This is a genomic window from Aquabacterium sp. (assembly GCF_050725395.1).
GTDB lineage: Bacteria > Pseudomonadota > Gammaproteobacteria > Burkholderiales > Burkholderiaceae_C > Aquabacterium.
Genome location: NZ_JBOHHL010000061.1, coordinates 1 through 12998, shown reverse-complemented (window position 1 = coordinate 12998; position 12998 = coordinate 1). Strand labels below are relative to the sequence as shown.

Sequence of the window (12998 nt, the reverse complement as noted above, 5' to 3'; positions counted from 1 at the left end):
GGGGAATTGTTCGACCGGGCTGACCGCGGCCTGTTTCTTTTCGAACCCCAGCACCCCCGAGCAATTCCTCGCGGACATGCGTGGCTTCGGCCTGTACCACGCCACCACCGAGAAAAACTTTCTGGGCGCCACGGTGCCCGCCAGCTTGTTCTCGACACCCGAGTCCGACTTGAAGGTGGCGCTCGACACCCTGTCCAGCCACCCCAACGTGGGCCCCTTCATCGGCAAGCAATTGATCCAGCGGCTGGTGACCAGCAACCCCAGTCCAGCCTACGTGGCCCGTGTGGCGACGGCTTTCAAGGCCTCCGGCGGCAGCCTGCGCGCCACGGTCTCGGCCATCCTGCTGGACCCGGAAGCGCGGGACATGTCGGCGCTGAACAGCAACACCTTCGGCAAGGTGCGCGAGCCCGTGCTGCGCTTCTCGGCCCTGTTGCGCGCCTTCGACGCCCGGTCTGACAGTGGCCAGTACCTGATCAAATCGACGGCGGAGTCCTTGGGTCAGTCGGCCTTGGCCTCGCCGTCGGTGTTCAATTTCTTCCGCCCTGGCTATGTCAAACCCGGCTCGGCGTCTGCCGCTTTGGGCCTGGTGACGCCCGAGCTGCAGATCGCCACGGAAACCAACGCGGCCGCTTACGTGAACTTCATGACGGGCCTCATCTGGAGCGGGACGGGCAGGGCGGGCCTGGACAACCGCGCCAAGCGCGGCGATGTGCAACTGGACTACAACATCAACCCCAACAACCCATGGCTGGCCATGGCGGATGAACCCGCGGCGATGGTCGAGGAAATCAACCAGCGCCTGATGTACGGCACGATGCCTGGGGCGCTGAAGACCGAGATCACGCAGGCCATCTCGGCGGTGGATTTCAAGGCCAAGCCTGTCGCCACGCCCGACCAGATCGCGGGCACCCGCCAATACCGGCTGTGGTCAGCCTTGTTGCTGACCGTGGCATCCCCAGAATTCCAGGTGCAGAAGTGAGCGGCATCATGCGCAACGATTCCAAGGCTTCCCGCCGTTTGTTCCTGAAGCAATCCGGCGCGTTCTCGATGATGGGCGCCGCCGCCCCCCTGGCGATGAACCTGGCCGCGGCCAGTGCCCTGGCCGCCCCTGCGGCGTCGGACTACCGAGCCCTGGTCTGCGTGTTTTTGTACGGAGGCAACGACGCCTTCAACACCGTGCTGGCCACCGACGAGCCATCGTGGGCGAGCTACACCGCGGTGCGCAACCAGCAGCCCGATTCCATCGCGCTGCTGCGCAACGCCGCGCCCAACCGCAATGCCAAGGTGGGATCACCAGAGTGGCTGGGGGGTGTTTTGCCGATCTCTGCCGCTTCCGCACAAGCCGGGCGCAGCTTCGCGCTGCACCCGATGCTGGGCGGCCTTCAATCCATGTTCAACCACAGCCGCCGCCTGGCGGTGTTGGCGAATGTGGGCTCGCTGACCGAACCCTTGAGCAAAGCCGAGTACCTGCAAGGCCTGAAGCGCAAACCCAAAAAGCTCTTTTCGCACAACGACCAGCAAAGCACCTGGATGGCCCTGGCGCCCGAAGGCACGGCCATGGGTTGGGGTGGCCGCCTGGCCGATGCCGTGGCCAGCGCCAACAGCAGCAGCTTGTTCACCGCCATCTCGGCCCATGGCGACTCTGTGTGGTTGAGCGGGAAAACCGTGCGCCAGTACCAGGTCAGTCCGGCCGGTCCGGTCCGCATGGGCACCCAGCCCGATGCGCAGGGCATCAGCCGTGTCTATGGCTCCGACGTGGTCGGGGCGGCCCTGGAGCGCATCGTGACATCCTCGCGCAACCCGCACGCCATGGCGGTGGACCTGGCCGCGGTGAACCAGCGCAGCGTGCAGGCGGAACGCATCTTGTCCACGGCCCTGCCCAGCGAGGCCTTGGCGCCCTACGGGCCCGCCACGTCCTTGCAATACACCACCGTGGCAGGCGGGCGGGCGCACAACGCGCTGGCCCAGCAGCTGCAAGTGGTGGCGAGGACCATCGCGGCCCAGGGCAGCCTGGGGGTCAAGCGGCAGGTGTTCTTCGTGGGCCTGGGCGGATTCGACACCCACAACCAGCAGAACCTGGCCCATGCGGACCTCATGGCCAAGCTCAACCATGCCTTGCAGTACTTCGACACCACCTTGTCGGCGATGGGCATGGCCCAGCAGGTGACCACCTTCACGGCTTCCGACTTCGGGCGTTCGTTCACCAGCAATGGCGACGGCTCCGACCATGGCTGGGGAGCGCACCACCTGGTCATGGGTGGCGCCGTGCAGGGCGGCGATGTCCATGGCGCCTTTCCCGTGCTGGCCAGGAAGAACAAGCGGGACAACGGCTTTGACGGCAGCCCCGATCAGATCCACAACGGCATCCTGCTGCCCAGGATCGCCGTCGACCAATACGGGGCGACCCTGGGTCGCTGGTTTGGACTGAGCTCGGGGCAACTGGGCGAGGTCTTTCCCAACTTAGGCCATTTTGGTGGGCAAGCCGATCTGGGCTTCATGAAGGTTTGAAACGCGCCAGCCCCCGAGGTGAGGGGGTATTGGCGCTTTGCCACGCGCATGACACACGCTGCAGGTGCAATCCGGGGTGAATGAGCTCTGGAGTGTGGCCCCATGGCCTTGGTATCGATCATCACGATTGTCCGCAACGACCTTGACGGGCTGAAGAAAACGCACCGCAGCGTGGCCCGCCAGCTGTGCAAGGACCACGATTGGGTCATCGTGGACGGCGCGTCGACCGACGGCACGGCACCCTATGCGCTGAATCTTCAGGACACCCAGACCAGCGTGGTCAGCGAGCCCGACCAAGGCATCTTCGATGCCATGAACAAGGGCCTGGCCCGGGCCCGGGGTGAGTTCGTCGTGTTCCTGAACGCGGGCGACACGTTCAAGGACGAGCACACCCTCCAGACGGTGGCCGTGGCCTTGAAACGCGGCCCGGTGGACTTCCTGTACGGCGACAGCCTCCAGCAATACGCGGGCGACCAGCTCATCCACAAGGTGGCCCGGGGGCACCTGAAGCTCGGGTATGGCATGTTCGCCTGCCACCCTTCCATGTATTACCGACGCGCCGTGATCGGCGACCTGCGTTTCAATCCTGCGTTCAAGATCGCTGGCGACTACGAGTTCACCTCGCGATTCCTGCGCAAGACGTCGGCGGTCGTCAGGTTGGGCGCGGCGCTGAGCATCTTCGACCTGACCGGCACCTCGGTCCAGAACAAGGCGAAGGGGCGCACCGAGAACTGGCGGGTGCAGCGGGATGTGCTGGGCGTGCCGTGGGCCAGGCGGGTGCTCACGCGCCTGACCTACCTGCTGACGTCCGTGCTCAGCGATCACCTCCCAGGCGTCTACCGGTGGTTGCGCTTTCGGGTGGCCGCATGATCGACCTGGCGGCCAGCAAGACCGAATGGTCCACCCGCATCAAGCTTCGGCGAGCCCTTTGGACGTTTGGCGTGGAGCCGCTCGTTCGCTGGCTGCCGAAACCGTGCAGTCCGGTGCGGGTGATCGCGCTGCGGCTCATGGGCGCGAAGATCGGGCCGCACTGCTTGTTGATGCCTGGCATCAAGGTGCTGATGCCCTGGAACCTGCGCCTGGAGGACCACGTTGCCATCGGGCGAGGCGTGGATGTCTACAACTTCGCCATGGTCGAGATTCGGCGTCAGACGGTCATCTCCCAGGACACGCACCTGTGCACGGGGTCGCATGATTTCAGGCTGCCCCACATGCCCTTGATCCACAGACCCATCCGCATCGGCAGTGGGTGCTGGGTGGCCGCCGGCGTGTTCATCTGCCCAGGGGTGTCGGTGGCCGATGGCGTGGTGGTGGGGGCCCGGTCGGTGGTGTCGAAGAGCCTGGACATCCCTTGGTCGGTGTACGCCGGAAACCCTTGCGCCCGGATCACGGACCGGCGCATGGCATCGGATTAAGGCCGTGTCGAAGCAGGAAGGAACCGCCGTGGTCAAGGGCAGCATCCCCGTCTCCGTGCTCATCCTCACCAAGAATGAGCAGCACGATCTGCCGGCTTGCCTGAACAGCGTGGCCTGGAGCGATGACGTCCATGTGCTCGACTCCGGCAGCACCGACGACACGGTGGCCCTTGCCCGGGCCCAAGGCGCCCTGGTGACCTCACGCACCTACCCTGGCAGCACCGCGCCCTTCGGTGGCGACGAAGCCGCCCACCGCAACTGGGGTTTGCGCAACATTCCCTTCAAGCACGGGTGGCTGTTGCTGCTGGACGCGGATGAGCGGGCCACGCCCGAGTTGCTGGCTGGCATGCGGGCCATGCTGGCGGCCCCGGGCGATAGCGTCGCGTACCGCATCCACCGGCGCGACTACTTCCTGGGCACCTGGATCCGGCACGTGACGCCATCGCCTTTCAACATTCGTCTGATCCAACCGGCCGCCGTGAGCTATGAGCGGATCATCAACCCCGTCACGCTGGTCAACGGCGCGGTCGGTGAGATGGAGGCCCACTTCGATCACTTCCCGTTCAGCAAAGGCATGAGCCATTGGTTTGCCAAGCACAACGACTACAGCACCTTCGAGGCCCGGCACCTCATGGACGGCCAGAAGGGGCCCCAGACATTCCAGTTGAGGAAGGCCCTGTTCGCCAAGGACATCAACGAGCGCCGCATGCACCAGAAGGGCATCTACTACCGGTTGCCTTGGCGGCCTTTGGTGATGTTCCTGGGCTTGTATGTGGGCAAGCGCGGCTTCCTGGACGGGCGTGCCGGCTTCGTCTACGCCGTGCTGCGCGCCATCTACGAGTACATGATCGTGTTGAAGGTGGCCGAGCAGAGCCCGCCCGGGGTCAAGAAGGCATGAGGTGCCGCCAGCCGCAGTGTTCGACCATCTGGTCGGCCCACGCCTTTTCGGTGGGCAGGTAAGGCAAGGGAGCCTGGAAGAAATCGGGCTGGACCACGCGAAGCAGCATGTCCTTCACGGCCAGGGTGAATCCTGCCTGGCCTTGTCTGGCCACGCTGACCCAGGGCGTGTCTTGCCACAACTCCACCACGCCCGATTCTTCGCTCGAGACCAGGGCCAGCTTCTGGTAGAGCGCCTCGATGGCGGGCAAGCCATACCCTTGCTTGCCAGGCATCAGGAAGACGTGGGCGTTCTCGTACAGCTGCTGCAAGGCCTCATCGCTGACGAAGCCGTGAAACACCACGGACGAGGCCAGCCCCAGTTGCGCCACCAGGGCCTTCAAGCGCGCTTCATCGGGGCCGGTGCCCGCCACGTGCAGACGCCAGGCGGGGTATCGCTCGGGCTCTTGGGTGATCTCGGCCAGCGATGCCAGGATCCAGTCGATCCGTTTGCTGGCTTGGAGGCGTGACACCGTGAGCAGTTCGATCACCGCGTGGCCGCGAACCGGCACATCGGTGCGGGGGTGACCCAGCCCGCCCAGGTACACCACCTTGGCCTGTCGGCCATAGAGTTCCAGCATTTCGGCCTGCAGTGCCTTGGTGTTGGTGATGAAGCATTCGGCGCCGAGCACACCTCTTCGCGTGGCCCAATGCGACAGCATCCTGGACAGGTGCTGCTTGAGCGAGCTTGGCTTCTCCGCCTGGCCGTCCCGGCCTTGACCAAGCAAGCGGTAGGTGTCGGGGATGCGGACGTGGTAAGGCCCTGACCCCGCCAGGCCCGCGTGGTAGGCCGACTGGATGTTGAACAGCACCGGCACCGGCGATCCTTGCCGGCGCAGCGCACTCAGGAAGGCGCGCAAGGCCATGACCTTCTGGACCGGGTTGTTGGGCGGGTTGATCTGGTGAACCCGCACTGGCCAGTTGCAATGCTTCACGAGGTCGATGCGGTCCCAGTAGCAGGCGAATGAGTGCTTGATGCCTCGGGCGTGCAGTTCGCGCGCCAGGGCCAGCATGACCCGCTCCTCTCCACCGAACTCGATCAACTCGGGGTTGAAGATGACGACGTGGTCCTTGGGGGGCAGGGGGTTCATGGCAGGCTGCCTTGGTCGATCACTTGGTCCAAAGGCCGGCCTGGGTTGTTCTTGCGCAAGAGGCCCGGCACCTGCTTCAGCAGGAAGGCCAGTAGCGCATAGATGAGCACCTTCTGCGGCATGTCCCGCAGCAGAAAGGCCAGCTTGGCCGCGAGTGATTCGCTGCCCAGGCCGTACAGCAGGATGCCCCAGGTGCCCCCCAGCACGATGGGCGACACCACGAAGATCTCACCCCGCAGCGAGAGAGAGTCGAAACACAGGAACAACACCAGGAACAGGACCGCCACCAGGAAGGGGGCGAAATCCTCGCCGATCACGATGACGTCGGCCCACATGGAGCCCGTGGCAAAGCCGCCCAGGGCGGGCGCACCTTCGTTCTGGTAACGGTAGAAGTCGCCCATGGAGTAAGCGTTCCTTTGCTTGTCGAGCTTGATCTTCAGCAGGTCCAGCACGGGCTGCGGCAAGGTCATCAAGAGCCTCTCGACGTTGGCGTTGAGCACGTCTGATCGCTGCCTTTCGTTGAAGTTGAGCGCGAAATAGAGCATGTTGTCCTGGAACTTCGTCTCGGAGAAGCGCGCCAGGATCGGGTTGCCGAGGTAGGCCTCGTCGTAGGTCTGGAGCCGGGCCGCCAGCTCGCCTTTCAAGCGGTAGTCGGCCAGCTTCTCTCGCTCACCCAGCAATTGGTAAGTCTCCTTGGCCATCTGCCAGGGTGTCAGGGTTTCACGTTTGTCCCGGGCCAGGGCCATGGCCACCGCCACGTCGGTGAACAAGGTGACGCCGATGAGGATGACGCCCAAGGCCGCGCCCGCTTTCACCAGGGTGCGTTTGCCAATGGCGCTGGGGTCTTGCATGGCCCAGATGAAATAGACCAAGGCCGCCTGCACCGGGCCGATCAGCATGAGCTGCCGGGCATTGCGAAGCAAGCCGATGGCCATCAGCGCGGCGGTGAAGGCGATCAGCAAAGGGACCTGCTTTTTCATGTTGCAGTACCGGTCGCCATACTTCTGGTGGTACAGCGGGATGGCGAATGGCAGCCACTGCAGGAAGCCCAGCGCTTGAAAGAGCTTTCCGCCAGCATCGCCAAAAGCGGCACCGCCTTGCAGGGTGGACATCGATCCCAGGACGGCCATGGCCCACAAGGTGGCGACGGGCGGGGCATCCAGCACCCCCAGTGGCCTGAAAACATGCATGGCCAGCCCGTCTCGCAGGCTCACCGTGGCGGCCAGGTGTCGGTACACCCAATGAACGCCCACCGCGATCACCGACACGGCCGCGAGGACCGAGAAGGTGGCGATGGGCCCCCTCAGCAGATGGGACACGGGCACCCAGGACGTCGTTTGCGCCACCAGCGAAGCCAGCGACGAGGTCACGTTGAAACCGATGATGGCCAGGGACGAGACGGGGTAGTCCACGGTGGCGCGACTGCGGTCCAGGTATTGGTAGATCAGCAAGGTGGGGCCCACGATCAACAAGGCCGACCACAGGTTGTCATGGGACGCGTCGATGACCAACTGCAGCGCGCCACAGGCCAGGCAGGTCCACTGCATCGCGCGGGCGAAGAGCTGGAATCGGGTCATGGGGCCACCTTGCTCAACACCGTTGTCAGGATGTCTTCGTTGCCATGGCGGTTGGCCAGGAAGCGCTGGTGCCCGGCGGCGGCGATGGCCGCGGCCTTCTCCGGCTGGGCGAGCAAGGCCAGGCAGTGCTCGGCACACTCCTTCGCATCGCGCCAGAAGATGGCCTCGGTGCCTTCCTGGTAAAGCTCGCTGTGCTCGGGTGTGCGTTCGGCGCAGAACAGGCCACCCAGCGCCGGGATTTCCAGCGACCGGGTGGTGTGGAGGTCGCGGTTGCCCTTGGACAGCAGGCCGATGTTGATGTGGGCGCATTGAATGGCATGGGCGTAGTCGTGGCCGCCAATCGCACCGCCTTTCCAGTGAGGCTGAAGCTGGGGCCACTCGGGTGCCTTGTGCCAGTTCGCGCCACGGATGGACAAAGGCACGCCGCGCTGGATCAGTTCGAGCAGGAAGGGTCCTCTTTCGGGCATCCAGGTGCCCAGGAAAAGCGCTTTCGCATGCCACCGGGCGGCCACCTCCGGCGTGATGGCCCGGGGTGCGTGCGCCAGTTCATCGGCGGATCGCCAGACGCGGGTGACTTGCCGCGCCCCAAGCGCCTGGCATTCGGCCACGTTTTCCTGGCGCACCACGGCCAGCAGGTCGTAGTGGGGGGCGGCCCGGCGGTAGGCCGAAAAGCGTCGGCGGTCGCGAGGGCCGGTGGGGTCGTCGATGTTGTAGTTGATCACCCGGCCACAGTGCGCTTTGAGCGCACCGATGATGGCAGGGGTCACCCACTCGCCGTTGTCCACATGGCAGAGATCGAAGTGCTGGTGCCGCAACTCGGACCTCATCCGGCGCGCCAGCCAGGGTGAAAACACATGGCCGCCAATGCGCCAGGTGACGCGGTCCACCCAGGCGGTGGCGGGCAGCCATTGCCGCATGTCGAGGTGGATGACCTCGTGGCCCAGGCGGCGATAAGCATGGGCCCGGTCCAGGCACGTGCCGCTGAGGGTGCCCAGGTACAGGATGCGCAGGCGCTTCACCGCATCAGCTCCTGGTAGAGGTGCCGTGCCTGCATTCCATAGTCACGCCAGCCGCCCGCGCTGCGCACCCGGATCAAGGCCTTGCGGCTCATCTCCGCGCGCAAGCCGGGGTCATCGGCCAGTTGCTGAAGGCGTTGGGCGATGGCATCGCTTTGGCGGATGGGCACGATGAAGCCCTGCTCGTGGTCTTCGAAGAGGTCTTCGGCGCCTGTGTGCCCAGTGCCTATGACAGGGCAGCCGCAGGCCAGGGCTTGTGCCTGCACCAAGGCCAGGCCCTCCTCGATGCTGGGCAGCACCATGACGTGGCTGCGGCTCATGAGGTGCTTGAGTTGATCCTGTGGAACATGGCCCAGGACCCTGGCCTCTTGCGGCCACAGGCCGCGTTCCCGCATCAGGCTGATCAGGTCCGGCGAAGGCGAGCCAGCGAAGGTCAATGATTTGCGGGGGTGTGCCAGGGCCTGGTAAGCCTGCAGCAGGTAGGGCACACCCTTGCGCAAGTTCATGCCACCCGCGAAGAGCACGTCGAACCGGCCTTCCCCGGGGGGGGCAGTGGGGTGGAACTTGCCCAGGTTGACGCCGTAGGGCAAGCGCCGGACCTTGTCGGGCGAGATGCCTCGGCTGACGAAAGTTCTCAGGTTGAAGGTCGATGGCACGGTGATGCAATCGGCGCTGTCGTACTCGGCCTCTTCCCGGTCCACGACGCGAGGATCGATGCCTTCATAAGGCTGGCCCCAAAGCTCATGCTCCTCGCGCAACAAGGCGTCCTGCTCGCGGATGTGGGATGACCCCCGATCGCAGACAAACCGCGCACCGCGCCGCTGGGCCTCCTGGCCTGAATAGAGCGTGGAGCTGGACAGGCCGACGAAGACGTCGCAGTCGGGCATGCTGCGCACGACGTGGCGGTCGAAAGTGGTCCGGTCCAGTTGCTCCCAGGCCCGCACCACCTTGCGTCCCAAGGCGTCCTTTCCCTTGAAAGCCATGTAGGGGGTGTGAACCCAGGGGAAGGTCCGGATCAGGTGAGCGGGCAGTTGCTCGTTCTTCAGTTTGAACCGTGGGTAGCCGGTGAAGATGGCCGCCAGGGAACCTTGGGCATGCAGCTCGCGTGCCAAATCGAAGGAGTGGAAGGTGCCCATGGTGGACAGGGCGATCTTCATGACGCGACGGGCCGCTGTGAAATGGGGTGAGGCGAGGTCAGCCTGTGCGCCAGGAAAACGCACACGCCGGCGATGCCGAGCTCGGAGGCCAGCATGGCCAGGCCCGCGCCTTCCAGGCCGAGTTGGCTGCCCAGCCCCCAGGACAAACCGAGCGACAAGGCGGCCGCCAGCAAGGTCCACTGCGCCAGCCCCACGTGCTGGTTGGTCGCCATGAGCAGCACCCTGGGCACGTGCCAAACGCCACCCGCGGCCGCGTACACCAGCAGCAGAGCCAGCAGTGGCGCTTGGACGCCGATGCGGCCATGGGTCCACAGTTGCAACAGCCATGGCGCCACCAGGTAGAGCAGCAGGCTCAGCCCCACGGACAGCGCGGCTCCGATCCAGGCGGACTGCCGGTAGAGGCTCGCCACCGCCTGAGCGCCTCCTTGGCCATACAGGTGGGACAGCTCCGACCACAAGGCGTGGCCAAAGATGCCGGTGAGCTGCACGGCCACGCGGGCCAGGGTCCGGTAGGTGTTGAAGATGGCGACCATCGCGGGGCCCAGGAGGTGTCCCACCACCAGGGTGACGCCTTGAAAGCTCAGGGCGTTGGCCAGTGGAAAGGCCATGAAGGACACCGCGGGCGTCACCATGGCTCGGACCTCGGCGAGGCGGGCTTGCCGCCACCCCCAGCGGAAGGGATGAACACCGCGGCCGGATTGCCGGATCATCCACACGACGCCCATGGCGCGCACCACCAGGCTCGCCATGGCCACGGTGGCGAAGGTGCCGCCGATGAGCAACCCGACCATGCCGCCCACCCACTCGGCCAGGCGAAGGCCATTGGCCAGCATCGTGCCTTGGGCGTACCGTCCGGTCGATCTGAAAATGGCTTCGGCCAGGCCACCGAACAAAGCCAGCAGCACCGTGAGGACCAATGCGGCCAGGGCCAGGCGCTCGTCCCACCCGGCCACGCCCGGTATCGGGGCCCACCACGCCAATGGCAAGGAGACCGCGGCGATGCCACCGCAGGCAAGCAGCATGAACACCAGGGCGCTCTGGAAGATGGCGTTGGCTTGCCCGCGCTCGCTCCGTCCGATGGCCATGGTCATGCGGTTGCCGGCGGTGGCCACCATGCCCACATCGGCCATCGACAGGTAGGCCGGGATGGCGGACAGCATCAACCAGGTGCCGTAGGTGGCCACATCCCACCGGCTCAAGAACAAGGGCAGTGACGCCAGCTGGATGACGATGTTGGTGGCTTGCCCAAACGCGTTGGCGCCCAGTGCCGCCACGATCCGTTGAAGCAGCGGACTCACTTGGTGCTCTTGCCGCCAATGAGGCTGCGGCGGGCCTGAGGGTCCAGTGCGTTCAGCAAGTCCTGGATGAAGCGGTCTTGCAACTCGAAGGGGTCCTGGCGCCAGGTCACTTCTGAAACCCGGAACAGCATGCCATCGACACGGTAGCCCTGCAGGGCCATCTTCACCCGGGCCTCGTTCCGACTTCGAGACCCGCGTGCCACGCCATCGCCCACCCGAACGAAGAAGGTCAGGGGTTCGGTCCGCCGGGGCCCCAGCGTGGTCACCAGCCGCACCGATTCGATGTCGCCGAACCGGGATTTCACGGTGTGTTCTGTGCGCTCCTCGATCCTGAAGCCTTGCGACGGGTAGCAGGCCTCGGGGGTGTGCAGCTGGGTGTCGTTGGATTGGTCGCGTCCATACGCGATCGACAGCATGAGCCGGCGCCCGGTGGGACGGTGCAGGTAGGTCCGTGCAAAGGTCTCGCTGTACAGGCGCATCAGCGTCTCTTCCTGGACCGGGTTGACCACCGACTTCTGGGCGTAAGGCAACTCCTGCCAATCGCCAAATTGCGGAGGCACCAGGGCGGCGTAGTGAGGTTCTCCGATGACGTTGGCCCAGTACTTCCTGGGTTTGAGCAGCTCGGCCGCCGCGACCGAGCCCACCATGATCGCCACGGCCAGGAGCAGGATGCTGCGCTTGATGCGAGGGGGGCTGAGCAGCATGGCGTTCACGGGGCAGGCCTGGACAGGCGTGACGATGTCCAGCGCAGCAAGCCATCGATGGAAACGATCAGGAGCAAGGCCACCAGGAACAGCACGGCGCCTGCGAAGCCATGCAGGAATCCCTGGCCGACTTCGTCGCCGAAGTGGTAAGTGAGCAAGGCCAGGAAGATGACGCGGATCATGTTGGCCGTGAACGAGATGGGCACGATCAACAAGCTCAAGCTGACATTGCGCAGCCACGAGGAATGCCTGGCCACGTTGAGGTAGAAGATGCCCATGGCTTCCAGCATGAACAAGGTGCGCATGCCGGCGCAGGCATCGGCCACGAGCAGTTGGTACTGGCCGATGTTGATGACCACCCCGGTGTGGGTCACCGGGTAGCCCACGGCCCAAAGCACGTCGGTCACCGCGATCGAAATGTGCAGCTTGATGAAATGGCTGATGGGGTCGAGCAGGAAGCCCGGGATGGGCACCATGAACACCAGGAAGAACAGCGGGAACTTGAGCTGGTTCAGCAGCGGCGTGCCACCCGCCAGCAAGACCACGCCCACCATCATGGGGATGAAGGCGAAGACCTCGAAGTAGATGACGCCCAGCGCCCGCCCTGCCACGTAGCACAGGAAGCCCATGGCGAACGCGGGCCAGCACCAGCCTTGGCGGGGCGGGGTGCCCTTGGGCATGGGGTGTTCGCGCCAGCGCGTGACCATGAGCCACAGGGCCATGCTCAGCATGATCGGACCATGGCTGTGCTCGCCCTTGGCCCACAGGCCGGCTTCGTTGTCCTGGAGCAGGTCCCACAGGGTGAGGGCGAACATGGCCAGCAGGCCCAGGCCGAGCACCAGCAGGTCCACGGGCACGGACACCGGCATGCCCAGAGCCGTGCGCAGGCCAGTGCTGTTCGCGTTACTCGTGGTAGTCATAGGTCTGAAAACCGGCTGATTTGACCAGGCTGTCCCGTTTGGCAGAGGCGTAGTCGCACCGAACCATCTCGCCGACCATTTCCGCCAGCGTGGTTTGCGGTGTCCATCCCAACTGGGTCTTGGCCTTGGTCGGGTCGCCCAGCAGGGTTTCGACTTCCGTGGGGCGGTAGTACCGTGGGTCCACCCTGACCACCACGTCGCCCGGTTTGCAAGAGGCCAGCCACTGGCCTTGCACGGGCTCCACCTTGACCACCACGCCGACTTCGCGCTCGCCTTGACCCTCGAAAGCCAGGGTGATGCCCAGCTCCTTGGCCGAGAACTCGACGAACTGGCGCACGCTGTACTGCACGCCGGTGGCGATCACGAAGTCCTCGGC

General features: G+C 65.1%; 13 protein-coding genes. 5 read left to right on the top strand and 8 right to left on the bottom strand.

Annotation, left to right across the window (positions count from 1 at the left end; translation table 11 throughout):
• From ACREB4_RS20470 to ACREB4_RS20450, 5 genes are all read left to right on the top strand, one after another.
• The coding region (locus ACREB4_RS20470) for a DUF1800 family protein (RefSeq protein WP_431590092.1) at positions 1-979 on the top strand (979 nt) is incomplete at its 5' end.
• Between the two features lie 8 nt (positions 980-987).
• Positions 988-2508: a DUF1501 domain-containing protein gene (locus ACREB4_RS20465; RefSeq protein ID WP_431590091.1), complete on the top strand. Its 1521-nt coding sequence runs from the start codon at positions 988-990 to the stop codon at positions 2506-2508.
• A gap of 102 nt (positions 2509-2610) precedes the next feature.
• Positions 2611-3378, top strand: coding sequence for a glycosyltransferase family 2 protein (locus tag ACREB4_RS20460; RefSeq protein ID WP_431590090.1), 768 nt, complete (start codon positions 2611-2613; stop codon positions 3376-3378).
• A complete protein-coding gene (locus ACREB4_RS20455) occupies positions 3351-3923 on the top strand; it encodes a putative colanic acid biosynthesis acetyltransferase (protein ID WP_431590089.1) in 573 nt (190 codons plus the stop codon). The genes ACREB4_RS20460 and ACREB4_RS20455 overlap by 28 nt, the downstream gene beginning before the upstream one ends.
• Positions 3924-3927: 4 nt before the next feature.
• Positions 3928-4821, top strand: a complete 894-nt coding sequence (locus ACREB4_RS20450; protein WP_431590088.1) for a glycosyltransferase family 2 protein — start codon at positions 3928-3930, stop codon at positions 4819-4821.
• Here ACREB4_RS20450 and ACREB4_RS20445 read toward each other — a convergent pair.
• From ACREB4_RS20445 to ACREB4_RS20410, 8 genes are all read right to left on the bottom strand, one after another.
• Positions 4808-5950 (bottom strand): glycosyltransferase family 4 protein, encoded by a 1143-nt coding sequence (locus tag ACREB4_RS20445; protein WP_431590087.1) that lies wholly within the window; start codon positions 5948-5950, stop codon positions 4808-4810. The genes ACREB4_RS20450 and ACREB4_RS20445 overlap by 14 nt on opposite strands.
• Entirely contained in the window at positions 5947-7527 is a 1581-nt protein-coding gene (locus ACREB4_RS20440; protein WP_431590086.1) for a hypothetical protein, read from the bottom strand. The genes ACREB4_RS20445 and ACREB4_RS20440 overlap by 4 nt, the downstream gene beginning before the upstream one ends.
• Complete coding sequence (locus ACREB4_RS20435) at positions 7524-8546, bottom strand: CgeB family protein (RefSeq protein ID WP_431590085.1); 1023 nt, start codon at positions 8544-8546, stop codon at positions 7524-7526. Before ACREB4_RS20435 ends, ACREB4_RS20440 begins: the two co-directional genes overlap by 4 nt.
• On the bottom strand, positions 8543-9700 hold the full coding sequence (locus ACREB4_RS20430; protein WP_431590084.1) for a glycosyltransferase family 4 protein: 1158 nt from the start codon (positions 9698-9700) through the stop codon (positions 8543-8545). Before ACREB4_RS20430 ends, ACREB4_RS20435 begins: the two co-directional genes overlap by 4 nt.
• Positions 9697-10998: a lipopolysaccharide biosynthesis protein gene (locus tag ACREB4_RS20425; RefSeq protein ID WP_431590083.1), complete on the bottom strand. Its 1302-nt coding sequence runs from the start codon at positions 10996-10998 to the stop codon at positions 9697-9699. The genes ACREB4_RS20430 and ACREB4_RS20425 overlap by 4 nt, the downstream gene beginning before the upstream one ends.
• On the bottom strand, positions 10995-11702 hold the full coding sequence (locus ACREB4_RS20420) for an exosortase C-terminal domain/associated protein EpsI (protein ID WP_431590093.1): 708 nt from the start codon (positions 11700-11702) through the stop codon (positions 10995-10997). The genes ACREB4_RS20425 and ACREB4_RS20420 overlap by 4 nt, the downstream gene beginning before the upstream one ends.
• Before the next feature lie 5 nt (positions 11703-11707).
• Positions 11708-12622, bottom strand: a complete 915-nt coding sequence (gene xrtB / locus ACREB4_RS20415) for an exosortase B (RefSeq protein ID WP_431590082.1) — start codon at positions 12620-12622, stop codon at positions 11708-11710.
• Positions 12606-12998: GDP-mannose 4,6-dehydratase (locus tag ACREB4_RS20410; RefSeq protein WP_431590081.1), on the bottom strand; the 393-nt coding region annotated here is incomplete at its 5' end. The genes xrtB and ACREB4_RS20410, both read right to left, overlap by 17 nt.

What these genes read in the sequence shown, in the direction of transcription:
- ACREB4_RS20465 (WP_431590091.1), top strand. Translation starts at nt 988, where the DNA reads ATGCGCAACGATTCCAAGGCTTCCCGCCGTTTGTTCCTGAAGCAATCC.
- ACREB4_RS20460 (WP_431590090.1), top strand. Translation starts at nt 2,611, where the DNA reads ATGGCCTTGGTATCGATCATCACGATTGTCCGCAACGACCTTGACGGG.
- ACREB4_RS20445 (WP_431590087.1), bottom strand. Translation starts at nt 5,950, where the DNA reads ATGAACCCCCTGCCCCCCAAGGACCACGTCGTCATCTTCAACCCCGAG.
- ACREB4_RS20440 (WP_431590086.1), bottom strand. Translation starts at nt 7,527, where the DNA reads ATGACCCGATTCCAGCTCTTCGCCCGCGCGATGCAGTGGACCTGCCTG.
- ACREB4_RS20430 (WP_431590084.1), bottom strand. Translation starts at nt 9,700, where the DNA reads ATGAAGATCGCCCTGTCCACCATGGGCACCTTCCACTCCTTCGATTTG.
- ACREB4_RS20420 (WP_431590093.1), bottom strand. Translation starts at nt 11,702, where the DNA reads ATGCTGCTCAGCCCCCCTCGCATCAAGCGCAGCATCCTGCTCCTGGCC.
- xrtB (WP_431590082.1), bottom strand. Translation starts at nt 12,622, where the DNA reads ATGACTACCACGAGTAACGCGAACAGCACTGGCCTGCGCACGGCTCTG.